Annotated in this window: 16 protein-coding genes, 2 tRNA genes and 1 rRNA gene; 14 read left to right on the forward strand and 5 right to left on the reverse strand. The window is 44.1% G+C overall.

Annotation, left to right across the window (positions count from 1 at the left end; translation table 11 throughout):
• Nucleotides 1-2: 2 nt before the first annotated feature.
• Complete coding sequence (locus tag F887_RS16865) at nt 3-1,151, reverse strand: LysM peptidoglycan-binding domain-containing protein (RefSeq protein ID WP_005291072.1); 1,149 nt, start codon at nt 1,149-1,151, stop codon at nt 3-5.
• A gap of 124 nt (nt 1,152-1,275) precedes the next feature.
• Here F887_RS16865 and def point away from each other — a divergent pair, with 124 nt between their 5' ends.
• The 3 genes from def to F887_RS16850 all read left to right on the forward strand — a co-directional run bounded on the left by def (nt 1,276) and on the right by F887_RS16850 (nt 4,424).
• Complete coding sequence (def, locus tag F887_RS16860; protein WP_005154485.1) at nt 1,276-1,806, forward strand: peptide deformylase; 531 nt, start codon at nt 1,276-1,278, stop codon at nt 1,804-1,806.
• A 19-nt stretch (nt 1,807-1,825) separates the two neighbouring features.
• Nucleotides 1,826-2,263, forward strand: coding sequence for a DUF2946 family protein (locus tag F887_RS16855; protein ID WP_005154486.1), 438 nt, complete (start codon nt 1,826-1,828; stop codon nt 2,261-2,263).
• A 73-nt stretch (nt 2,264-2,336) separates the two neighbouring features.
• Complete coding sequence (locus F887_RS16850) at nt 2,337-4,424, forward strand: TonB-dependent copper receptor (RefSeq protein WP_005291076.1); 2,088 nt, start codon at nt 2,337-2,339, stop codon at nt 4,422-4,424.
• 46 nt (nt 4,425-4,470) lie between these two features.
• Here F887_RS16850 and F887_RS16845 read toward each other — a convergent pair whose 3' ends face one another.
• Complete coding sequence (locus tag F887_RS16845; RefSeq protein ID WP_005291079.1) at nt 4,471-5,232, reverse strand: hypothetical protein; 762 nt, start codon at nt 5,230-5,232, stop codon at nt 4,471-4,473.
• Nucleotides 5,233-5,547: 315 nt separating this feature from the next.
• Entirely contained in the window at nt 5,548-9,042 is a 3,495-nt protein-coding gene (locus tag F887_RS16840) for a hybrid sensor histidine kinase/response regulator (RefSeq protein WP_171067378.1), read from the reverse strand.
• A gap of 185 nt (nt 9,043-9,227) precedes the next feature.
• On the opposite strand from F887_RS16840, the gene F887_RS16835 reads away from it, so the two are divergent.
• Together F887_RS16835 and F887_RS16830 are read left to right on the forward strand one after the other, a co-directional pair.
• Entirely contained in the window at nt 9,228-9,560 is a 333-nt protein-coding gene (locus tag F887_RS16835) for a DUF485 domain-containing protein (protein WP_005291085.1), read from the forward strand.
• A gap of 1 nt (nt 9,561) precedes the next feature.
• Entirely contained in the window at nt 9,562-11,277 is a 1,716-nt protein-coding gene (locus F887_RS16830; protein ID WP_032862696.1) for a cation acetate symporter, read from the forward strand.
• Nucleotides 11,278-11,327: 50 nt separating this feature from the next.
• Here F887_RS16830 and F887_RS16825 read toward each other — a convergent pair whose 3' ends face one another.
• Nucleotides 11,328-12,536, reverse strand: coding sequence for an oxygenase MpaB family protein (locus tag F887_RS16825; RefSeq protein ID WP_005291092.1), 1,209 nt, complete (start codon nt 12,534-12,536; stop codon nt 11,328-11,330).
• 85 nt (nt 12,537-12,621) lie between these two features.
• On the opposite strand from F887_RS16825, the gene F887_RS16820 reads away from it, so the two are divergent.
• Together F887_RS16820 and F887_RS16815 are read left to right on the forward strand one after the other, a co-directional pair.
• Nucleotides 12,622-13,218 (forward strand): TetR/AcrR family transcriptional regulator, encoded by a 597-nt coding sequence (locus F887_RS16820; protein ID WP_005291095.1) that lies wholly within the window; start codon nt 12,622-12,624, stop codon nt 13,216-13,218.
• Nucleotides 13,219-13,263: 45 nt separating this feature from the next.
• The gene (locus tag F887_RS16815) at nt 13,264-13,947 is read left to right on the forward strand and encodes an ion channel (protein ID WP_005154496.1); all 684 of its coding nucleotides are present in this window, start codon (nt 13,264-13,266) and stop codon (nt 13,945-13,947) included.
• Here the strand turns inward: F887_RS16815 and F887_RS16810 are convergent.
• Nucleotides 13,941-14,891, reverse strand: a complete 951-nt coding sequence (locus F887_RS16810) for a LysR family transcriptional regulator (protein ID WP_005291100.1) — start codon at nt 14,889-14,891, stop codon at nt 13,941-13,943. The genes F887_RS16815 and F887_RS16810 overlap by 7 nt on opposite strands.
• Before the next feature lie 229 nt (nt 14,892-15,120).
• Between F887_RS16810 and F887_RS16805 the strand changes: the two genes are divergently transcribed.
• The 7 genes from F887_RS16805 to F887_RS16775 all read left to right on the forward strand — a co-directional run bounded on the left by F887_RS16805 (nt 15,121) and on the right by F887_RS16775 (nt 23,826).
• On the forward strand, nt 15,121-16,329 hold the full coding sequence (locus F887_RS16805) for an acyl-CoA dehydrogenase (protein WP_005291102.1): 1,209 nt from the start codon (nt 15,121-15,123) through the stop codon (nt 16,327-16,329).
• Nucleotides 16,330-16,556: 227 nt separating this feature from the next.
• Nucleotides 16,557-17,873, forward strand: coding sequence for an MFS transporter (locus tag F887_RS16800; RefSeq protein ID WP_005291105.1), 1,317 nt, complete (start codon nt 16,557-16,559; stop codon nt 17,871-17,873).
• Nucleotides 17,874-17,888: 15 nt separating this feature from the next.
• The gene (locus F887_RS16795; RefSeq protein ID WP_005291109.1) at nt 17,889-19,112 is read left to right on the forward strand and encodes a CaiB/BaiF CoA transferase family protein; all 1,224 of its coding nucleotides are present in this window, start codon (nt 17,889-17,891) and stop codon (nt 19,110-19,112) included.
• 220 nt (nt 19,113-19,332) lie between these two features.
• A complete protein-coding gene (locus F887_RS16790; protein WP_005291113.1) occupies nt 19,333-21,309 on the forward strand; it encodes a BCCT family transporter in 1,977 nt (658 codons plus the stop codon).
• A gap of 712 nt (nt 21,310-22,021) precedes the next feature.
• Nucleotides 22,022-23,559: ribosomal RNA gene (locus F887_RS16785) — 16S ribosomal RNA — on the forward strand.
• A gap of 59 nt (nt 23,560-23,618) precedes the next feature.
• Nucleotides 23,619-23,695, forward strand: a tRNA-Ile gene (locus tag F887_RS16780).
• 55 nt (nt 23,696-23,750) lie between these two features.
• Nucleotides 23,751-23,826 (forward strand) — tRNA-Ala (locus F887_RS16775).
• The last annotated feature ends 38 nt before the right edge of the window (nt 23,827-23,864 follow it).

Raw genomic sequence — 23,864 nt, forward strand, 5'->3', positions numbered from 1 at the left:
ACTTAGTCATCAAGACGAGGTGGTTTAATATCTGAACCAATCTTGATTGGTAACTCGCTCTCGAGTACATAGGCATAGCTGATTCGATCGAAACTCTTAAAGACCATGACGCTACCCAAATATTGCCCAGGTAGTTTTACTTGCTCTTTGGTCTTCGGATCTCGTACAACTTCGCCATCTTGGTAAATGCTGAACACTTGCCCCGTTTCTACACCATCGACAGTACCGCGATCCACAGTGACGACGCCATTTTTGGCCGCTGTACCAATCGATCCCATCACACGAATGATTTTGCCACCGTCTTTCACTTGATTGGCATCAATTGGATAGAACAACGTCGGTAACATGGCATCTTGTTCAGCCATGACGCGATCGCCACGACGAACTTCACCGTTATAACTATCTGTCAGCTCAACTGTAGTGATGTCATTTTCGTTACGAATCGCAACGCCTGACGCGACTTGGGTCAGTTCAACACCAAGAATCTGCTTTTTGCCATTTTCCACTACAACATAAGGTTCGCCTTCGCGGAATACGCCGTAACGTTGACCGTTTTCAAGTCCTTTACCGCGAACATAAACGCTTTGACCTTTACCTGCGAGTACGCGGTTATCTGCTGTACCCAAAATATAAGGGGTATTGGCAATCGCATCTGCTGGCAGAACTGAAGTACGTTCTAGCCATTGTTGAATATGAGCCAATGGAATCACTGGAACACTATTATTCAATGCTTCGACGCGAACTTGCGGACGTAAGTTTGAAGTATTGCCTGTATAGCGGCGAATGATACCGTCACAGCCATCACCTTCATCTCTACCGATTAAAGGTTTGCCGTTCAAACTACAAAGCAGTAAGCGATCCCCTGGATAAATCCAATGCGGATTTTTCACGTGTTTATTGCTTGCCCAAATTTCTGGCCAGCGCCAAGGCTTATTTAAAAACTTACCTGAAATATCCCAAAGCGTATCGCCTTTTTTCACCACATAGACATGTGGTGCCCCCACTTTTACCGATGGTGGGCTGACATTCGGGCTTGCTGCATGAGCAAAATTCACGCTCATACCCAATCCCGCACAAATCGCAGCGGCAATCAGTTGTTTTTTTAACCCCAAGGCATGAAATGAGTGTATGCCGTTTAAAACCTTTTTCATTATCATAATTCCTAAAAATTATGTGTGTAGTTGCGCTATAATAACGACTTTACACACAATTTTTTTTGATCAAGCATTCCCTTCAGTTGGTTTTCTGATCAATGGCTTAAGTGAGGACGACAGTATGGCCTTATTACCTATTCTAAGTTTTCCTGATTCCCGCCTTCGTACCATTGCCAAGCCAGTCGAAGAAGTCACTGATGATATTCGTCAGCTTGCAGCAGATATGTTTGAAACCATGTACGAGGCACCGGGTATAGGTTTAGCGGCAACTCAGGTTGATCATCATATTCAGCTTATTGTTATGGACATCTCTGAAGAGAAAAACCAACCGATGGTGTTCATTAACCCCAAAGTCACTCCACTGACCGAAGATACTCAGCCTTATGAAGAAGGCTGTCTCTCTGTGCCTCAAATATACGACAAAGTTGAGCGTCCGTCACGTGTAAAAATCGAGGCAATTAACCTTGAAGGTCAAGCATTTGTGTTAGAAGCTGACGAACTTCTCGCTGTTTGTATTCAACATGAAATGGATCACTTAAATGGCAAGCTTTTTGTTGATTATTTATCGCCATTAAAGCGCCAACGTGCCCGTGAAAAAGTGGAAAAATTGGTTCGCCAACGCGAAAAAGAAAAAGTTGCAGTCAAACGTTAAGCTTTAAAATCATTTAAAGATGTTTTCTTTGTTTCGTTGTGGCCTGCTACTTGCGTTAACCGCGGTCTGTTTACAGATTGCGGTTTTCTTGCAGCCGTTACTACCGAAGCAATATCAAATCGCGCCTGTATGTGAAACGATTACTAAGGCCTTACTTTTGCCTCAAGCAGAAACAGCACATAGTCACTCGGCACACAGGTCGCAGCATCACAGCCATCAACTTGAACAAACGCAAGTTTCGATGCCGCAACATGACCATCACGATCTGAATCATCAATGTCAGTACTGTACGGTCTATGCCAATCTGGTATTACCGCCTGAATTGGGTGTGAAAGAGGTTTTAGTTCGAATCCAAATCCGTTTGGTTGCTTATCAGCAAGCGTTTAAGCATGTTTATTTTGCACTACAGCGGCTGTTCTTATTACCTCAAGGGCGAGCCCCACCACTCTTTGCATAAATTAAAACGTCAATTTCATTAGGGTTTTCAAAACTCTAGCTTAGTTTTACTTATGTTTTAAGAGAGACCAATCATGGCTCAACCTAAATTTTTATTACAACCGCTCACGGTTGCGATCTTGGCTACCTCAAATACCGCAATGGCATGGGCAGAACCTGTTCAGCATGAGCAGACACATGTCTCACTTGCACCAATTGTTGTGACGGCACAACAACCCAATGAGAACAATGGTTTGGTAGTGCAAGCGGATCCTAAACAACCGATCCAACCAGTCCCTGCAACCGATGGGGCAGATTACTTACAAAGTATTATGGGCTTTAATGCCATTAAAAATGGGGGAACCAATGGTGATGTCACGTTCCGCGGCATGTTTGGTTCACGCATTAAAATGCTGGTCGATGGTAGTGAAAACCTTGGGGCATGCCCATCTCGAATGGATGCGCCAACCTCATATATTCAGCCTGAAAGCTTTGACAAAATCACCGTGATAAAAGGGCCGCAAACGGTTCAATATGCAACGCCAGGTTCTGCGGCAACGGTGATTTTTGAGCGTCAACCTGAGAACCTGAGCAAAGATCAGCCCTATCGAGGACAGGCCAGTGTGGTGATGGGCTCTTATGGTCGTCTTGATCATAATGTTGAAGCAGCGGTGGGTGATGAAACTAAATATGCCCGTCTTAACGCCAATCGTTCAGAAGCGAATGATTATAAAGATGGCGATGATCAATCTGTTCATTCGAATTGGAAACGCTGGAATGCTGACCTTGCTTTAGGTTGGAAGCCGACAGATGATTCATGGTTAGAACTGCGTGCAGGTAAAGGCGATGGTGAAGCCGCTTATGCAGGCCGAGGCATGGATGGTTCACAGTTTAAACGTGAAAGTTTAGGCCTACATGCTGAGCATAAAAACCTGACCGATGTGATTAAGAAAGTCGAAGCACAGGTGGACTATAGCTATAACAATCACATCATGGATAATTTCCGTTTACGTACCCCGCCAATGACAACCATGAAGATGCATGGAATGGACATGACGGTACCGAATAAAATGGAAATGGAAGTTGCTCGCCGTACCTTGAACACCCGTTTAGCTGTTACCACTGATTGGGACAAGTTCAGCGTCGTGTCTGGGGTTGATACCCAGCACAACAAGCATGGCGGCAATATGATCATGTATGCAATGCCAAGCATGAACTCACCATTTAGCAATGATCTCAAATTCCAGTCTTATGGCGCGTTTAGTGAATGGACTTATAACACTGACGCGAATCAAAAATGGGTCGCTGGTGCGCGTGTGGATCAAGTCAAAATTGACAGTCTGGAAAATGGTAAAAATCGAAGTGATACCAACCCAAGCGGTTTTATCCGTATCGAAAAAACCTTACCTGAACATGGCTTAAAAACCTATGCAGGTCTGGGCTATGTGGAACGTACCCCAGATTTTTGGGAACTCTATAGCACATCAACCGATCATGGTGTGGGTTCAACCGATATGATGGGTAAAACTACCTATCGCATGATTGATAATTTAGATAATCTGCAAAAAGAACGTACAGCTCAGCTAGACATGGGTTTTCAGGCTGAACATGGTGCATGGAGTACATGGGCATCTGCGTATGCAGGTTTAATCAAAGACTTTATTCTGCTGCAATACAATAGTTCAAGTGATCGGTCACCTTTGGCTCGTAATGTGGATGCAACTATTGCTGGTGCAGAAGCAGGTGTCGGTTATCAATTTACAGATCATCTCCAAGCAGATGTTTCAACCATGTATGCATGGGGTAAAAATACCTCAGATGGTCGTGCTTTACCGCAGATTGCACCGTTAGAAGGACGTATTAATCTCCGTTATGTCGAAGAAAAATATAGCTTGGGCTTATTGTGGCGTACGGTTGCAAAGCAAAATCGCGTCAGCCTGAATGAAGGGAATGTGGTTGGCTATGATATGAACCAAAGCAAAGCATTTAATACGTTAGCATTGAATGGAACATACAAATTAACAGATGCCGTTGATGTTTCTGTTGGTGTCGATAATGTTTTGGATAAAACCTATACCGAGCATCTCAATAAAGCAGGGGCTTCGATGTTTGGTTATGGCGCCAGTGAGCAGTTCAATAATATTGGACGAAACTACTGGATGCGCATGAGCATGAAGTTCTAAGCGATAAAAAACAAGGTGGAAATGTCCACCTTGTTTCATTTTGGGTTTAAGCCAAGCAGTCTTGTTTTGGCATTAAGCTATCGCAATACAACGGATTTAAAGCACATTGCAAATCATCAATCTGTTCTTGGGTCACATAGCCTTTGGCTTTTAAGTATTCTGCTACGCGATCATCACGTAGACTCAAAAACGCCGCATCATATACGCCTAAATCGACAAATAAAGCGGCGGTTTCCAAGCTATTAAAGTGATCTAAAAACACATCATTTTCATACATCAGGAAAATATGGGTGAGTACTGCATTGGCATCGACTTTTAAGCGCTGTGCCAATTGCTCAGGACGTGTTTTGATAAACAGTAAATCTGACAGTTCATCAAACTGGGTTTTATCCAATTGGTTTTCACCGCCTTTGGCATGTGCCAGCCATGCTTTGAAGACCAACACCGCACCACCACGTAACAGCATACTCCAGATTTGATGACGTGTTTCATGGTCAAGATGAGATGATTCTGTTTCGAGTGCTTCTAAAAAAGTCTCTTCTTGCTCTGCCAGTTTTTCAAATAAGCCAAGACCTTGTGGGTGATAAGCAGCAGGTGCAAACACATCAAAATTCAGTTGATTAAATACATTGAGTGCCAGCGGAACAGCAGCTTGGTAAAGCGTATTCAGTGCACGTAAATGTGTTTCATCCAGTTTGCTATGAAAGAAGATATTCTGCCAGTCCAATTCGGGTAAGAGGGCATTGGCGCTGTATTGGCGATAGAACTGTTGTGAGCTATGGTCTGTGGTGGGGTGACTGTTATTCATGATCAATGTCCTTTTTGACAATTTGTGATGAGAAACCCAAAAGGAGTAGATCTAGGTCTCTATTAACTTGATCAATTTATGCGGTATCAGGAAAACAAGTAGAATACGACTAAAGTTGTAGATGTGGTTTTTGGGGTAAAATTCAACAATAAAAACAGGTGCTTAGTAAATTGTAAGTAAGTGTACAAACGTTCACTAATGTAAGTGAACGTTTTTGCCATAGCCAAAAATCATTTGAGCACTTTGGTTAATTTAGCAGCAAAAAAATAGCATTGTTTTGATCATTTTGGCCTATGTTGCAAAATATTTTGCTAGTTATTGCATTGGCATAATTTTTAGACCAGATAACCATGCCCTTAAGCCAGCAGGTTTCAGTGGTTTTTTCAGTAACACAATATTCTGCTGTTTTAGATACTGCGGTAGCTCTGGATCAGAGTCTGCAGTAATCAATGCCACTGGAATATGTGCGGGACGATGTTGCTCGATAAAATCTAAACCACGTTGATCATGATTTAAATGCTGATCGATGAGCCAGACCTGAATATCTTCTTGTTCAATCAATTGCAATGCTTGTTCAGGCTCGGTGGCTGTGAAAATCTGATAACCCCATTTACTCAATAAGGTTCGCATACCTTCTAAAATGGTTTCATCATTGTCCAAGCACAACACTTTATAAGCCGTATGTTGCAGTGCCGTAATGTGTGGTGTTGCCATTTGAACTTTAGGTGCTTCCGCGAGTGGGACTTCAATCATGAAACAAGAGCCTTTACCCAGTTCAGAATAAACATGCACAGGAAAGTCCAACAGGCTGGTCATACGTTGCACAATCGCAAGGCCTAACCCCAGTCCTTGTTCGCCCCACGGTGAGGTATGCCCGCAACGTTCGAACTCCTGAAACAGTTTGACGCGTTGTTGTTCATTAATGCCCGGTCCCGTATCCCAAACACCGATACGAATATGATTGGGTCGTTGCGCTGAACGTAATACACCGACCACCACACGCCCTTGAGCAGTATAACGGAGTGCATTACTGACAAAGTTCTGAATAATCCGTCGCATCCATTGTGGATCGGTATCGACCCAGAACTTGGTATCGTGCACGGACAGTTGGATATCGCGCTGTGCAGCAATCGATTTGAACTGCAACTCCAAGTCATTCAATAAATCGTGTAATGAATAGGCTTGGCGTTTAGGCTGAATGGTGCCACCTTCTAAACGGGCAATATCGAGCAGGGCTGAGAGCATACTTTCTGCACCGTATAGTGCTCGATCCAGCTGTTGTAAGGTCTGTTGATCTTCTGTTGCATGCACACTTTGCTCTAGGGCGGTACTAAATAAGCGAGCCGCATGCATCGGTTGAAGTAAATCGTGACTGGCTGCGGCCAAGAAGCGACTTTTCGATTGGTTGGCTTTGTCAGCCTGTTCCAACGCCAATTGTTGTTCGGTCAGCGCATTCGCCAGCTGTTGGGTGCGGTCACTGACACGTTCTTCCAACACAGCTTCATTTTCACGGAATGCCGTAATATCGGCGAAAGTGGTGACAAAGCCACCGCCTTCAATCGGATTACCACGCATCTGAATGACCAGACCATCTTTACGAATCCGCTCGAACTCATGGGCACTCCCCACTTTCATCCAATGCAGTCGTTTACGTACATGTTCTTCGACGGGGCCTGGACCACACTCGCCCCGTTCAGCGTTATAGCGAATCAAATCAGAAATTGGACAGCCGACATAAACCAGATCTTTCGGATAATCAAATAGCTTCAGGTATTGATTGTTCCACGCCACCAGACACATATTTTTATCCACCACACTGACCCCTTGGGTCATATGGTCGATCATGGTCATGAGGAGATTTTGATTGAAACGTTGCCATTGTGAGGCTTGGTCGAGAATATTTGCGACTTGCCCGAGTGCCAGACCGTTATTAATCATGGCAGTGGTGAGCAAAGTACGGGCAGAGGCTGCACCAATAATCCCCGCCAAATATTGCTCGGTAAAACGCCACCACATGCCATTGGCGACATGATTTTCATTCAACACAATATGGTTTTGTTCACAAAACTGTTGAAATGCCTGAATTGTCAGTTTATCACCAGTGACACGTTTGGCTAAGGCGAGTAAGTCACCGACTTTGAGACGTGCTGCATTGAGGTGCAGGTCGGTCAGATCATTATTGGACTGAGCCGATGGCAGCGGTTTACTTTCATAATAAAAGAAGCTCTCGGCCTGAATTTGTTCAGCCACGCTGGGACGATACAGACGAGATACCCAGATATACAGCACCACGTTCAGACCTAAAGACCACAATACCCCGTGGGTAAGCGGGGCAAACGATTCAAACCCAAGCAACGCCTCTGGACGTAGACCATTAATATCAAAGGGACCAAACAGTAATAGGTGTTGTGCAAATTCTTGATAATGATCAGGTAAGCTACGTAATACCGTTGGAAATAAAAGTGTATAACTCCACATGGCAAAACCCATGAGTAAGCCAACATAAACCCCTTGGCGACTTGCACCACGCCAATAAAGTCCGCCGATTAAAGCTGGAGAGAATTGTGCGACAGCACTGAAAGCCAATAAACCAAATACGGATAGCTGATTGATATCATTAAAAAAGTGGAAAAATAAAAAACCCAGCAACATCACGCTGACAATACTAATGCGACGGGTCAGTTTGAGCACACGCGGCAAATGCTGATCATGGCGGGAAATGATTTTAAAGCGCCACAGGGCAGGCATGATCAGGTCATTACTGAGCATAATCGATAATGCCACAGAGGCAACCAAAAGCATGCCCGTCGAGGCTGAAAAACCACCCAAGAATGCCAGTAAAGCCAGCCATTCTTGTTGATAGCTTAGAGGCAGTGCCAATACGGCAATATCTGGTGTACCCAGTGATTCGGGTAAGGAGTGTAATGCCCAACTGGCAATTGGAATGATCGCAATAACGGTAAGAATCAGATAAGCAGCGAACCAGCGGCGCGCGCCGCGGATATGTTTTTCATCGCGTAATTCCACCACGGCCACATGAAATTGGCGGGGTAAACAAATCATCGCTAATCCTGCGAGCAGCGTCTGAACCCAAAATGTTTCAGGCACACCGAGTTGTTGTAGGTCATGGAAATGTTGATGAACGTCGCTGCTGACCTGTTTAATATTATCTGGTGACTGTAATAAAAAGAATCCAGCCACACAGAGCAGGGCGAATAGTTTGACAAATGATTCAAATGCCACGGCCAGCATTAAACCACCGTGTTGTTCGGTATTGGCAATATGTCGTGTACCAAAAATCATGGCTAAAATTGCCAGTACCGCGGTCAGTACCAACACACTATTGGTGGTGGTATGAATATGGGCATTCTGCTCAAGAATCACCGATGCACTCAGGGCAATTGCACGTAATTGCAACGCCAAATAAGGCACAATCGCAATGACCGCAAGAATCGTGACCAGTGCAGCCAAGCTACCACTTTTGCCATAACGGGCAGCCACAAAATCGGCAATTGAAGAAATAGCATGATGCTGACGAATCCGACCTAAGCGTTTCCAGATGTCATAGCCGAACCAGATAAATAACAGGGGGCCCAGATAGATCGGCAGGAAAATCACACCTTGACGAACCGCGGCGCCAGTTGCGCCATAAAAGGTCCACGAAGAACAATACACACCCAAGGTTAAGCTGAACAGCAGCATACGACCGCGCGTACTTAGTCGACTCGCATGCTTTTCACCAAAAAAAGCACAGCCGAATAACAGCACAATGTACAGGGCCAGTACCCCAAGAATAAGCCAACTGTTCATATTGCTCACGTGATCAACTTCCATTTTCTATCATACCCGAAGCACAGGTAGAGCAAGGAGTAGAGATTTGCATTTAGAGACCAAAGTCTAAGTTACGAGTCAAGCATAATCTTGTTAATTTGAATAATGAAAAATCCCATGTGAAAAAGGGGTCCACGGTTGGACACAAAAATAAGGAGTTGGTTATGGATGATTCACAGGTAGATCGAATTCTACATAATCCTAAGTTTCAAGAGATGGTCAGCAAAAAACGCACCTTAAGTTGGACATTAACAGCAATTATGCTGTTTATCTACGTTGGTTTTATGCTTTTGGTTGGCTATAACAAAGAGTTTTTAGCAAGTTCATTCAGCGGCGGTGTAACCACGTGGGGAATTCCTCTTGGTTTAGGCATTATCGTATTGTCCTTTTTATTATGTGGTGTGTATTCATATATTGCCAATACTAAACTTGACCAACTGAATGAAGAAGCCCTCAAGGAAGTTGAGGCCATTGCACATGAAAAAGGGATGCACTGAGATGAAAGGGACATCATTCAAAGCGAAATTATTCGCACTGCTAAGTTTCTGTTGTTCGAGTGTCGCATTTGCAGGGCCAGACCTAGGTGCTGCTGAACAGCAGGCGACCAACTGGCATGCGATCATTATGTTCACGATCTTTGTCGGTTTTACCTTGTTCATTACCAAATGGGCGGCAAAGCAAACTCAATCTGCACAAGATTTCTATACTGCTGGTGGCGGGATCAGTGGTTTCCAAAATGGTTTAGCCATTGCTGGCGACTATATGTCAGCTGCATCCTTTTTAGGTATTTCCGCACTCGTGTTTAGTTCGGGCTTCGATGGCTTGCTCTATTCACTGGGTTTCATGGTGGGTTGGCCAATCGTACTTTTCCTTGTTGCTGAACGTTTACGTAACTTAGGGAAATATAACCTTTCAGACGTGGTGTCATTCCGCTTGGAAGAAAAGCCTGTGCGTACCTTGGCAGCCTTCAGTTCACTTGTCGTGGTCGCCTTTTACTTGATCGCCCAGATGGTTGGTGCAGGTCAGTTGATCAAACTGTTATTCGGTTTGAACTACAACATTGCCGTGGTGATTGTCGGTCTATTGATGATGGCGTATGTGATCTTCGGTGGAATGTTGGCAACGACTTGGGTACAAATCATCAAAGCGGTGATGCTACTCAGTGGTGCTACTTTTATGGCCTTTATGGTGATGAAAGCGGTTGGCTTTAGCTTTACCAATATGTTTAACCAAGCGATTGGTGTGTATAGCCAAGCGCATAGCATGAGCTGGGAAGAAGCATCAAAAATCATGGGGCCAGGTAAACTCGCGGCCAATCCAATTGATGCGTTATCACTTGGTCTTGCCTTGATGTTTGGTACAGCAGGCTTACCTCATATCTTGATGCGTTTCTTTACCGTGAAAGATGCGAAAGAAGCACGTAAGTCAGTCGTAGTTGCGACAGGTTTTATCGGTTACTTCTACTTATTAACGTTTATTATCGGTTTCGGTGCGATTCTATTTGTTGCAAATAACCCTCAATTCCTTGATGTAGCAAAAGCAGCGGTCACAGGTAAATTAGAATTAGTCGGTGGTAACAACATGGCTGCGGTTCACTTAAGTGATGCTGTTGGCGGTGACTTGTTCATGGGCTTTATCTCAGCAGTGGCATTTGCAACAATCCTTGCTGTAGTGGCTGGTTTAACCCTTTCAGGTGCTTCAGCGATTTCACATGACTTATATGCCAATGTATTCAAAAAAGGTAAAACCACACCTGAGTCTGAATTGAAGATGTCAAAAATCGCAACTTTAGGTTTAGCGATCTTTGCCATGATCTTGGGTATTTTATTCGAGAAACAAAACGTTGCCTTCATGGTTGGCTTGGCATTCTCGGTAGCATGTTGTGCAAACTTCCCAGTGTTAGTGTTATCTATGTTCTGGAAAGGTTTGACCACTCGTGGCGCGGTGATTGGTGGTGTGGTTGGTTTAGTCGGTGCCGTGAGCTTGATTATTCTGTCTAAAGCGGTTTGGGTCGATACATTGGCGATTTCTGAAACTGCGCCAAACCCATTCAATGGTCCAGCATTATTTGCAATGCCATTATCATTCCTTTGCTGCTGGTTCTTCTCTGTAACAGACAAGTCAGCACGCGCAGAGAAAGAGCGTAAAGCGTTTGATGCTCAGTTTGTTCGTTCAATGACAGGTATCGGTGCATCTGGCGCGTCAGATCACTAATTAAAATAGATTGTAAAAAGCCCTCATTGATTGAGGGCTTTTTTTATGGCTTATTGATGCATACTGGCCAGTTGTTGTGGCTGATTGCGATACAGCGACAAGCCGATCCGTTGCAGATGACGTCCATTTTGTTCAAGGAAGCTGTTTAGTTTTGGAATATGTTTGGCACCGGTATACAGCGCTAAATTTCGACCAATTAAATAATAAGCAAACCATGATGCCGATTGCGGAGCTAAACCTAACTTCTGCATTTTCTTGCGACCAATAAAGAACTGGGTAATTTCTAAATGCTGTTTATAAGCCAGTTTTTGTTGGAAAGAACGTAGATAACGGTACTTTCGTTCGAATGGTTCTTTGGAAAGGCTGGAGCCGAGCGAGATACTACTGGCATCCGATTGTGGATGTGCAAATTGCATCCAGTAAATCAGTTTCCAGCCATCTGCTTCATGATCGACTAACCATTTTTCTTCAACGCCCATCAACCAACCTGCATATTTCCAGAAATGTAAAAAGCTATCGACTTCTTGTTTACTCGGAAAAATCCCCAGAGCACGAATACCAATCAGGACTACGCCACTAAAGGCAATATTGGTCATGGCCTGATCATACTGGTTAATGGGAAGTCCCCAAGTCTTGGCATCCCATTTCTCTGATTTTTGCAGTTGATGACGGACCAAGGCATGAATGAATCGTACAAAAATCGTAGAGGTAAAACCTTTGCTAAAACGTTCAAAACCATCTTGTTCGGTGATGTCGACCCACCATTTGGTGGTTTCAGCGAGACGTGTTCCCGCCTGTTTTTTTAATGCGCCTGTCAGCACCAAAGGTTGATTAAAACCAGGGTACATATAGCCTGTCATTAATGATAAATCTCGCAGGATCAGTCCGTTATTGATGCCTAAACGATAAGTAAATTTAAGTGCCTCATCGACTTTGGTTTGCTCGTACCACGCAGGTTTTTGTTCAACGAATTGGAAGAAGGCAGTGAGTTCAGGAATTTGATGCGGTAGTTTATCTAAACCTTCATATAACGCCGTTTCAAAATATTTACGATGTAATTTAGGGTTTTGTAGCACCCAAAGCAGCACTTGATCCATGGGTTCATCACCACTTTGCAGGGCGGTATTCAATGCAAGATATTCCTGATAACTCGGCTGAACTTCCTGTCGGGTCATATAGCTGAGAATCTTGGTTTTGAGATTGGATTGACTCATGTCTTCAAACGCTGCCAAACGTTTAGGTTTAACGATGCTTTGCATTGCATAAAGCCTCTGATTGTTATTTAATCAAAGCTTAATATGAATAATTATTCGCATTCAATTCGCATTTTAATTGAGGCTGAGCATGAGAAAACGACCACAGCAGCAACGTGCCAAAATGATCGTCGAAAGTATTTTGGAGGGGGCACAGAAATGTATTTCTGAATATGGTGTGCTGCAGGTGACGACACCTAAAATCTCTGAAAAATCAGGGGTGAGTGTTGGGTCCATTTATCAGTACTTTGAAAATAAAGAGCAAATCATCGCGGAACTGTTACTGCGTAAAAGTGAAAATTTGGGACAAGCGGTAAAGCAACTGGTGATGTTACAACAACAAACCTCTATTCAGGACATCATCACATTAAGCATTGCATTTGGCTTTGAATCATTAAAGTCTGATCAGGGCTTTTTTATCGAAATTTTAAAAAATTGGCATGCGTATAGTGACTCGGAAGCGGCACAAGTGCTGGAGCAGCATTTCTTGGAAATCGGCATGTATTTGTTTGGACGTTATTATCCGCACTGGGATTTTGAAACCTTAAAACACAAGTCCTTTGTGATTATTAACAGTACCTTATTTACCATGATGCGTTATGCCAGTAAAAATACGTTTCTAATCGAAGAACAGCGGCTACAACAAGAACTGTCTAAAATGATTGTTTCTTTTTTAGATGCAGTATGATGCACTCAACATCATGAAAAACATAATAAGATTCAGGACTGCAACATGCAAAGTTTAAAACAATTTTGGAGCGGCTTTCGTCTACTGCCATCGGCATGGTTGTTACTGGTGCAGTTGGCTTTGTTGATTTTAGCAATGCTCACCTATGGAGATAGTGAGTTTCGTGCCTTGACGTGGTCATTGGGGGTACTGGCCTTATTGATTATTGCCAAGGTGATCCGACAAACACCTGTGTTTACCTTTTGGGGATTGGTCTTTGTCAGTGGTGCATTCTTATTTTCGATCTTAATTTTTATTGGATATAGCAACCAGACTATTCAAATCATTGCACATAGTTTTGAAGCTTTGGCCTATTTTTATGCGGCCTATGGTTTGCTTCGTTATATGTTTGCAGATCGCTATCTGACCAAAGACGAATTGTTTGCTGCAGGGGCGGTATTTACCCTTATCGCTTGGGGTTTTGCCTTTTTATATAGTATCTGTCAGTTGATATTGCCCGATAGTTTTCAAAATCCCAATCACCCCCAAGCCTTACAGCATTGGCTTGATTTATTATTTTTGAGTTTCAGTCTACAGTCCGCAACAGGTCTGTCCGATTTGATCCCCATTAGTCCTGCGGCCAGAGTTCTCGCGATGCTACAAATGTTTGGCGGGGTGATGTACCTCGCCGTGGTGGTATCTCGCTTGATTGCATTGCAATATATTGCCCATCTGCCTAAAAATCAGTAATCCGATATCGACATTGAACGGGTCGCAGTTTCCTGTTCCAGCCATTCGATGAATTTCAGCATAATTGGGTTATGCGGTTGTTCAGCATAGACAAAATAATAGCAACGCGAACCGCTGAGTTTATGTGATGACACAATGATCAGTTCCCCTCGGCTGAGTTCCTTTTCGATCAGCATTTGTGGAATCAGTGCCACGCCAAGATGATGTGTTGCGGCAACAGCCAGCATTGAAAACAGTTCATGCCGCTGACCTTCCATGGCATAAGGCGCGGTATAAGCTAAGCTGTCGAACCATTCTTTCCAAATCGCGGGGCGAGTGGTTTGTTGTAATAACGGTAGTTGTGATAGTTGGGCTGCTGTCAGGTCCAGTGTCGATGCATTTTGAACAAGATCAGGGAAGAACTTTTTGATCAGCGTTGGTGAACAAACCGCAACCACTTCTTCCTGCATCAAAAAATGTGCGGTGGTTCCTGGCCAGTTTTCAACTTGAGCAGGTGTGCCTGCATAGATGGCGGCATCAAAAATTTGTTCACTGAATAAAAAGGGTTTGGTGCTGGTCTCAAGATGGATGGTAATTTCAGGATAGGTTTCATTAAAACGGTGCAAGCGTGGCAGCAGCCAGCGCGTTGCAAAAGTAGGAACCACCCCTAATTTGAGCGTGCCACCTAAACCTTGATGTGACATCAGGTCGAGCGTGCTGTGTTCCAGTCCCAGCAAATGCGTCTTGATATTTTTTAAATATTGTTCACCCGCAACGGTTAGTTCTACACCATGTCGCACTCGATGAAACAAGGGCAGATTGAGAAACTCTTCCAGTTGTTGAATCTGCCGGGATACAGCACTTTGGGTCATGCTGAGTTCCTGCGCTGCATGGGTATAGGTTTTGTGTTTGGCTGCGGCTTCAAAGCAAATCAATGATTGCAGTGAAGGAATCATACGTCGCATAACAGCATCCTTGTGTTGAGTGCGAAAATGAACGATGGCGTTCAGATCACTCAGGCGTTGTAAATTATTCTCAGCTTTAGTTTTAACAGAATAACGGGGCAGATTTCAATTGAGCTATGCGTAAATTGCATAGCTGTATGAAAAAACATCGTTTGCTTGAGGGCTCAATCTCGCCTAGCATCAAGTGCATAATTGATATCTAGATTGATCAAAAGGAATGTGAAAATCCATGGCAAATCAAGGAAAGCGTGTCTCTTTTAACTGGCAAGATCCATTTTTACTCGAACAGCAACTCAGCTCAGAAGAACGCATGATTCGTGATAGTGCTCAGGCCTATTGTCAAGACAAACTCATGCCACGCGTATTGGAACAGTTTCGTCATGAAAAAACAGATCCACATATTTTTCGGGAAATGGGTGAGCTAGGTCTATTAGGCCCAACTATTTCAGAACAATATGGCGGTGCAGGACTGAACTATGTCAGTTATGGTCTGATTGCACGTGAGATTGAACGTGTGGACTCGGGCTATCGCTCTATGGCCAGTGTGCAAAGTTCGCTGGTGATGGTGCCGATTGCTGAATTTGGCACCGAAGCTCAGAAACAGAAATATCTGCCTAAGCTGGCGACTGGTGAATACATTGGCTGTTTTGGATTGACTGAGCCCGACCACGGTTCTGATCCAGGCAGCATGCTGTGTCGTGCCAAAAAAGTTGCAGGCGGTTATCGTCTCAGTGGCAGTAAAATGTGGATTACCAACAGTCCAATCGCAGATGTATTTGTGGTTTGGGCCAAAGAAGTCTCTGAAGCAGGCAATGTCGGAGAGATTCGCGGCTTCATTCTTGAAAAAGGTTGGGAAGGGCTGTCTGCACCTGCTATTCATGGCAAGGTCGGACTCCGTGCATCGATTACGGGTGAAATCGTGATGGATCAGGTCTTTGTTCCAGAAGAAAATGCATTTCCTGAGGTACGCGGTTTGAAAGGGCCGTTTACCTGTCTGAACAGTGCTCGTTATGGTATCGCATGGGGTGCAATGGGTGCTGCGGAATTCTGTTGGCATACTGCACATCAATACACCATGGATCGCAAACAGTTCGGTCGTCCGTTGGCAGCCAATCAGCTGATTCAGAAAAAGCTGGCGGATATGCAAACTGAAATTGCTCTGGGTCTACAAGTCGCCTTACGTTTTGGCCAAATGAAAGATGCAGGCATTGCTTCAGTCGAAGGTACGTCGCTGATCAAACGCAATAACTGTGGCAAAGCACTCGAGATTGCACGACTGGCGCGTGACATGATGGGCGGTAATGGCATCAGTGATGAATTTGGCGTGGCTCGTCATCTAGTCAATCTGGAAGTGGTGAATACCTATGAAGGTACCCATGATGTGCATGCCTTGATTCTCGGGCGTGCGCAAACAGGAATTGCTGCATTTTCTAACTAAAAATTCATGACTCGTTGAACACAAAGATACGCTTTCGGCGTGTCTTTAGGCAAATTCATGCCTAAAAAATATAGACCTATACCAATTAAAATCGTCAAGGATTCATCAAGCGTATTTTAGGTGGAAAATGACACTTTGCTGAAAACAATAAATAGAACGAGAGCAAAGTACTCATCACCAGAATAATTGATGAAAGACCAGACCCATTTGAGAAAATGAGGTGTCAAATGAACAATGATGTTCAAACGGTAACAAGCTCAGCTATGAGCAAATGGCCTTCCAATTTGGGAACCCATGAGCGAATTACGCCACACACATGGAAATTTGCATTGCTATTTGCTTATTTCGCCATGGTGGTGGATGGCGTTGATATTATGTTGCTGTCATACAGTCTCACTAGTTTAAAGGCAGAATTTGGATTATCGACCTTTCAGGCGGGTGCGCTTGGCAGTGCATCTTTGGCTGGGATGGGAATTGGCGGCATATTGGGTGGGTGGGCCTGTGATAAATTTGGACGAGTGAGAACCATTGCCCATTCGGTGACTTTCTTTTCGGTGGCAACCTGTTTATTGGGTTTTACCCACAGCTTTGAACAATTTATGTCGTTACGTTTTATTGGGGCTTTAGGGATTGGTGCCCTTTATATGGCCTGCAATACCTTAATGGCGGAATATGTCCCGACCTCCTATCGCACCACAGTACTGGGGACCTTACAAACAGGCCAAACGGTGGGCTATATTGTTGCAACATTATTGGCAGGTGCCATTATTCCAGAACATGGCTGGCGTATTTTATTCTTCATTACGGTGATTCCAGCCGTAATTAATATTATTTTACAGCGTTTTGTGCCTGAGCCTAAATCTTGGCAGCTCTCAAAAATGAAGACCCTGTCTGCTCAGACGCAGGAGGTCGTTACGACGCAGGAACAACCGAAAAGCCAAAGTATTTATAAACAGATTTTTGCCAATCTAAAACATCGGAAAATGTTCCTGCTCTGGATGAGTACAGCCTTCTTTTTACAGTTTGGTTATTACGGTATTAACAACTGGATGCCGAGTTATCTGGAGACTGAAGTGAATATGAACTTTAAGTCACTCACCAGTTATATGGTCGGCTCTTATACTGCGATGATTTTAGGCAAAATTCTGGCGGGTTATTTGGCAGATAAATTCAATCGCCGCGCCATTTTTGTGTTTGGGACCTTGGCCAGTGCGATCTTCTTGCCGATCATTATTTTCTTTAATACGCCTGACAATATTCTGTATTTATTAATTACTTTTGGATTTCTTTATGGGATTCCATATGGGGTCAATGCGACCTATATGGCGGAATCTTTTTCAACGGATGTACGTGGCACTGCGATTGGTGGGGCCTATAACATTGGTCGAGTGGGCGCAGCAATCGCACCCGCAACCATTGGTTTTTTAGCCTCTGGTGGAACATTTACGATGGCATTTATTATCATGGGGGCCGCCTATTTTATTGCAGGGGTGCTACCAGGGTTATTCATTCGAGATCGCCAATACGATCCACAAAAAGCATAATCAGGAGGGAATATTATGGGTGCATTAACTGGTTTGCGTGTACTGGATCTCAGTCGGGTTTTGGCAGGGCCATGGTGCAGTCAGATTTTGGCGGATTTAGGTGCTGAAGTGATCAAGATTGAACGTCCTAAAACAGGCGATGATACCCGTATGTGGGGGCCACCGTGGATGAAGGATGATGCAGGTCAATCCACACGCGAGGCGGGATATTATCAATCTGCCAATCGGAATAAATACTCGGTCGCCATTGATATTGCATCAAAAGAAGGTCAAGCCTTGGTTCGCGAAATGGTCAAGGACAGTGATGTCCTGATTGAAAATTATAAAGTCGGTTCATTACGCAGATACGGGTTGGACTATGCCAGTTTGAGTGAAATCAATCCACGACTGGTCTATTGCTCTATTACGGGCTTTGGACAAACAGGACCTCGTGCATCTGAGCCAGGCTATGATTTTGTCATTCAAGGAATGGCAGGATTGATGAGTATTACGGGTGAAAAAGATGATCTGCCAGGTGGCGGTCCACAAAAAGTCGGGGTAGCCGTTGCCGATTTACAAACAGGTTTATATGCCACCGTGGCGATTCAAGCCGCACTTTGGTCTCGGCAGACGACGGGAAAAGGGCAGCATATTGATTTGTCCTTGCTCGACGTACAGGTCGCAGGCTTGGCCAACCATGGGATGAACTATCTAATCACAGGTCAGGCACCAAAACGTTGGGGAAATGCACACGCTAATATTGTCCCTTATCAAACGTTTAAGGCAAAAGATAAAGATTTTATTATTGCATGCGGCAATGATGCTCAGTTTAAAGCGTTGTGTCAGGCCATCGGTCGTGCTGAATGGGCAGAGCAACCTAAGTTTAGATTTAATCAGGATCGGATTGCGCATCGTGGGGAATTAACCAGTTTAATGGATCAGCATTTTCTCACGCAATCTGCACACCATTGGGTAGAGCGGATTCATGCGGTTAAAGTGCCTGTAGGCATGATCAATAATGTGGATGAGGCCTTGCAAGAACCGCAAGTACAAGCGCGGGAAATGGTGGTTTCTATTCCACATCCACAATATCGCCAGTTTAAAATGATTGCGTCGCCGCTGAAATTGTCTGCAACACCTGTGGAATATCGTCTTGCGCCACCACGCTTGGGTGAACATACCCAAACGGTTTTGGCAAAGTATTGTTCAACAGAGGTTTTGGCGGAGTTAGCCGAACAAGGGGTGATTGGGCCTTTATAAAGTACACCCGATTCTCAATTGAGGATCGGCTTTTAAAAAATTATAGAAGGTTGCGAGCTATCTTCTCATTCTGTTACAGCATTACAACTGCTTTATTTTTCACATTTTTTATAATTAGTATCGAGTTTTACATGCTTTAAGCTCGCTTTTATTCACATTGTGAATGTCTTCTTTGGCCGTTATGGCCTATCCATGATCATTAGAATAACGTGAGGGAATTATGCCTTCCAAGCCATCTTCGCATTTTGCGAATGTGAATCCAAACGTGTTTTTAAGCACGGTGATTATCATTGCGATTTTTCTCGCAATCGTCATTATCGCACCCAGTTCATTTGAACTGCTTACGCAGCAGTTAAAACAATGGATCACTGATTCATTTAGCTGGTTTTACGTTCTATCAGTCGCGGTCTTTCTGATCATACTGATTTACATTGCCTGCTCCGCCAGTGGAAAAATCAAGTTAGGTCCTGATCATAGTCAGCCTGAATACAGTAATGGCTCGTGGTTTGCCATGCTGTTTACAGCTGGGATGGGGATCGGTCTGATGTTCTTTGGTGTGGCTGAACCTGTTATGCATTATGTCAGCCCGCCCAGTGGTGATCCTGAAAGTGTAGAGTCGGCGCAGCAAGCATTGCGCATTACCTTTTTCCACTGGGGCTTACATGCCTGGGCCATTTACGCGCTCGTTGGTCTATCCTTGGCTTATTTTGCCTATCGTCATAATCTACCTTTAAAAACCCGCTCTGCTTTATATCCCATTATTGGCAAGAAAATTTATGGCCCATGGGGCGATAGTATTGATACTTTTGCCACTATTGGTACGGTTTTTGGTGTTGCAACTTCCCTTGGTTTCGGGGTAACCCAGATCAACTCAGGGCTACACTATCTCTTTGGGATCGAGCAAAGTAGCAATGTTCAGGTCATTCTAATTATCTTTGTCAGTACCTTGGCATCTTTATCTGTGTTCTTGGGACTAGATAAAGGGGTGAAGCGTCTTTCTGAACTGAATCTGATCTTGGCTTTGGTGTTATTGGCATTTGTGTTTATTGCAGGTCCGAGTATTTACTTGCTGCAAACGACCATTCAAAACACGGGTTCTTACATTTCTAACCTGTTTAGCATGACGTTTAACTTATATGCCTATCAACCAAATGGTTGGATCGGTGGTTGGACCATTCTCTATTGGGCATGGTGGATTTCATGGTCACCATTTGTGGGGATGTTTATTGCACGAGTTTCGCGTGGTCGAACGATCCGTGAATTTATCGTCGGTGTATTACTGATCCCAACGGGTTTTACCATCATCTGGATGGGTTTTTTAGGTAATGCTGCGTTATTTAGCATTATGCAAGAACATAATGTCACTCTGATTCAGGCTGTACAAAGCGATTCATCGGTTGCCTTATTCGAATTCCTGAATCATTTACCGTTTTCAGGTGTCATGAGTTTACTTGCGACTGTATTGGTGATGTTGTTCTTCGTCACATCGGCAGATTCAGGTGCACTGGTTACAGATTATCTGACTGCGAAATCTGAAAATTCACCGACATGGCAAAGACTGTTCTGGACAGTATTGATGGCCGCGTTGGCGATTATTCTGCTGTTAGTGGGTGGTCTGGCTGCTTTGCAAGCCTCAATCATTATGAGTGCTCTGCCTTTTACCTTGGTGATGTTGTTGATGAGTTGGGGTTTATTGAAAGCCTTGAAACTTGATGTAACCAAGATGAATGCCATTCAGGAGGCACGAATTACACCGAGGGCCATCCATAATCCACGGAGTTGGCAACAACGTTTAGGTTTGATCATGCATTATCCGCATACTGAGGATGAAGTGCAGCAGTATATTAATACTGAGGTACGTAAAGCATTTGAAAGTATTCAGCGTGAATTTAAACGCCGTCATCTAGAAGTAGATATCCGTGAGATTGAACATGGTTTACAACTGCATGTGGATCATCATCATGAGATTAACTTTACCTATAAAGTGATTTCACACGCGACTGTTCCGCCAAGCTTTATGTTGGGGCGTGCAGATGAAGATGAAGCCAATTATTTCCAAGCAGAAGTTTTCTTAAGAGAAGGCGGTCAAAACTATGATGTGATGGATTGGACCCAAGAAGATTTAATCCAAGACATTATTGACCAGTATGAGCGCCATCTTTACTTCTTGAATATTGTTCGAGGTACAACGTCTTAACTGGGGGAGTGTACTTAGCCAAGAAAACAACGGCTTTGATTTGATCAAAGCCGTTGTTTTCTTTTATACGATTAAGTTTTGGGTATCAGAGGATGATAAATAGGATTCTTGAATTGCTTTATGGATGGAGAAGTGGTGAAAAATATCAAAAAGAATCTGTTTTTTGTTTGGAATTGCAGCGGAATACATAAAAAACCAATAAATAACAGTATCTTAGCCCTATGATTGAGTGTTTAAATTCTCTTTTAAGATAATTAATAAATTTTAAATTATATAAATCAGTAGATTAGATGAGTTAAAGTTTAAAAATAAAACAACCGAATTATTAAATTTTTAAAAGTGCTTGCACCTAGACTGAAATGCTGTAGAATGCACATCCATCGGCGGTGATGCAGATAAAAACTTGTTGAGAAACAAGGATTTGGCTTAAGGGTTAAATTTTTGGGTTTGAGAATAAGTTTTGAAAATATCTAAATTACCTGTTGACTTTAAAGAAATTTAGAGTAATATAGCCGACCTAGCTTGATGATGACGAATCATCGAGAAGATCATTAAGAGAATAGAAGAACAACTTGTGTGGATTTTTACTGGTTGATCAATCGAAAATATTTCATTGATTGAATGGTAGAAATTTCTCGAAGTTTATTTGAGCGAATTTTTAGTCAGAAAATTGATGAGCCAAGATTTGTAGCCATAAGCTACTAATGATTTTAAACTGAAGAGTTTGATCATGGCTCAGATTGAACGCTGGCGGCAGGCTTAACACATGCAAGTCGAGCGGAGTGATGGTGCTTGCACTATCACTTAGCGGCGGACGGGGGAGTAATGCTTAGGAATCTGCCATTTAGTGGGGGACAACATTCCGAAAGGAATGCTAATACCGCATACGTCCTACGGGAGAAAGCAGGGGATCTTCGGACCTTGCGCTAAATGATGAGCCTAAGTCGGATTAGCTAGTTGGTGGGGTAAAGGCCTACCAAGGCGACGATCTGTAGCGGGTCTGAGAGGATGATCCGCCACACTGGGACTGAGACACGGCCCAGACTCCTACGGGAGGCAGCAGTGGGGAATATTGGACAATGGGCGGAAGCCTGATCCAGCCATGCCGCGTGTGTGAAGAAGGCCTTTTGGTTGTAAAGCACTTTAAGCGAGGAGGAGGCTACCTAGATTAATACTCTAGGATAGTGGACGTTACTCGCAGAATAAGCACCGGCTAACTCTGTGCCAGCAGCCGCGGTAATACAGAGGGTGCGAGCGTTAATCGGATTTACTGGGCGTAAAGCGTGCGTAGGCGGCTGATTAAGTCGGATGTGAAATCCCTGAGCTTAACTTAGGAATTGCATTCGATACTGGTCAGCTAGAGTATGGGAGAGGATGGTAGAATTCCAGGTGTAGCGGTGAAATGCGTAGAGATCTGGAGGAATACCGATGGCGAAGGCAGCCATCTGGCCTAATACTGACGCTGAGGTACGAAAGCATGGGGAGCAAACAGGATTAGATACCCTGGTAGTCCATGCCGTAAACGATGTCTACTAGCCGTTGGGGCCTTTGAGGCTTTAGTGGCGCAGCTAACGCGATAAGTAGACCGCCTGGGGAGTACGGTCGCAAGACTAAAACTCAAATGAATTGACGGGGGCCCGCACAAGCGGTGGAGCATGTGGTTTAATTCGATGCAACGCGAAGAACCTTACCTGGCCTTGACATACTAGAAACTTTCCAGAGATGGATTGGTGCCTTCGGGAATCTAGATACAGGTGCTGCATGGCTGTCGTCAGCTCGTGTCGTGAGATGTTGGGTTAAGTCCCGCAACGAGCGCAACCCTTTTCCTTATTTGCCAGCGAGTAATGTCGGGAACTTTAAGGATACTGCCAGTGACAAACTGGAGGAAGGCGGGGACGACGTCAAGTCATCATGGCCCTTACGGCCAGGGCTACACACGTGCTACAATGGTCGGTACAAAGGGTTGCTACCTAGCGATAGGATGCTAATCTCAAAAAGCCGATCGTAGTCCGGATTGGAGTCTGCAACTCGACTCCATGAAGTCGGAATCGCTAGTAATCGCGGATCAGAATGCCGCGGTGAATACGTTCCCGGGCCTTGTACACACCGCCCGTCACACCATGGGAGTTTGTTGCACCAGAAGTAGGTAGTCTAACCGCAAGGAGGACGCTTACCACGGTGTGGCCGATGACTGGGGTGAAGTCGTAACAAGGTAGCCGTAGGGGAACCTGCGGCTGGATCACCTCCTTAACGAAAGATTGGTGACCGGTAAGAATCCACAACAAGTTGTTCTTCGAAGATGTATCTGAGGGTCTGTAGCTCAGTTGGTTAGAGCACACGCTTGATAAGCGTGGGGTCACAAGTTCAAGTCTTGTCAGACCCACCAAATCTGATTGCAGTAGCTTAGATTGAAAGATATATCGTTCATTAAATGATAAGCTGGGGACTTAGCTTAGTTGGTAGAGCGCCTGCTTTGCACGCAGGAGGTCAGGAGTTCGACTCTCCTAGTCTCCACCACACATTACGAAGTAATGTAAGAAACTAAAGTTAAATTC

The organism is Acinetobacter sp. NIPH 2100, assembly GCF_000369805.1.
Lineage (GTDB): Bacteria > Pseudomonadota > Gammaproteobacteria > Pseudomonadales > Moraxellaceae > Acinetobacter.

Bases quoted from the DNA above. Each gene is read 5' to 3' on its own strand.
- F887_RS16865 (WP_005291072.1), bottom strand. From the start codon at position 1,151: ATGAAAAAGGTTTTAAACGGCATACACTCATTTCATGCCTTGGGGTTA.
- def (WP_005154485.1), top strand. From the start codon at position 1,276: ATGGCCTTATTACCTATTCTAAGTTTTCCTGATTCCCGCCTTCGTACC.
- F887_RS16855 (WP_005154486.1), top strand. From the start codon at position 1,826: ATGTTTTCTTTGTTTCGTTGTGGCCTGCTACTTGCGTTAACCGCGGTC.
- F887_RS16850 (WP_005291076.1), top strand. From the start codon at position 2,337: ATGGCTCAACCTAAATTTTTATTACAACCGCTCACGGTTGCGATCTTG.
- F887_RS16845 (WP_005291079.1), bottom strand. From the start codon at position 5,232: ATGAATAACAGTCACCCCACCACAGACCATAGCTCACAACAGTTCTAT.
- F887_RS16840 (WP_171067378.1), bottom strand. From the start codon at position 9,042: ATGAACAGTTGGCTTATTCTTGGGGTACTGGCCCTGTACATTGTGCTG.
- F887_RS16835 (WP_005291085.1), top strand. From the start codon at position 9,228: ATGGATGATTCACAGGTAGATCGAATTCTACATAATCCTAAGTTTCAA.
- F887_RS16830 (WP_032862696.1), top strand. From the start codon at position 9,562: ATGAAAGGGACATCATTCAAAGCGAAATTATTCGCACTGCTAAGTTTC.
- F887_RS16825 (WP_005291092.1), bottom strand. From the start codon at position 12,536: ATGCAAAGCATCGTTAAACCTAAACGTTTGGCAGCGTTTGAAGACATG.
- F887_RS16820 (WP_005291095.1), top strand. From the start codon at position 12,622: ATGAGAAAACGACCACAGCAGCAACGTGCCAAAATGATCGTCGAAAGT.
- F887_RS16815 (WP_005154496.1), top strand. From the start codon at position 13,264: ATGCAAAGTTTAAAACAATTTTGGAGCGGCTTTCGTCTACTGCCATCG.
- F887_RS16810 (WP_005291100.1), bottom strand. From the start codon at position 14,891: ATGCGACGTATGATTCCTTCACTGCAATCATTGATTTGCTTTGAAGCC.
- F887_RS16805 (WP_005291102.1), top strand. From the start codon at position 15,121: ATGGCAAATCAAGGAAAGCGTGTCTCTTTTAACTGGCAAGATCCATTT.
- F887_RS16800 (WP_005291105.1), top strand. From the start codon at position 16,557: ATGAACAATGATGTTCAAACGGTAACAAGCTCAGCTATGAGCAAATGG.
- F887_RS16795 (WP_005291109.1), top strand. From the start codon at position 17,889: ATGGGTGCATTAACTGGTTTGCGTGTACTGGATCTCAGTCGGGTTTTG.
- F887_RS16790 (WP_005291113.1), top strand. From the start codon at position 19,333: ATGCCTTCCAAGCCATCTTCGCATTTTGCGAATGTGAATCCAAACGTG.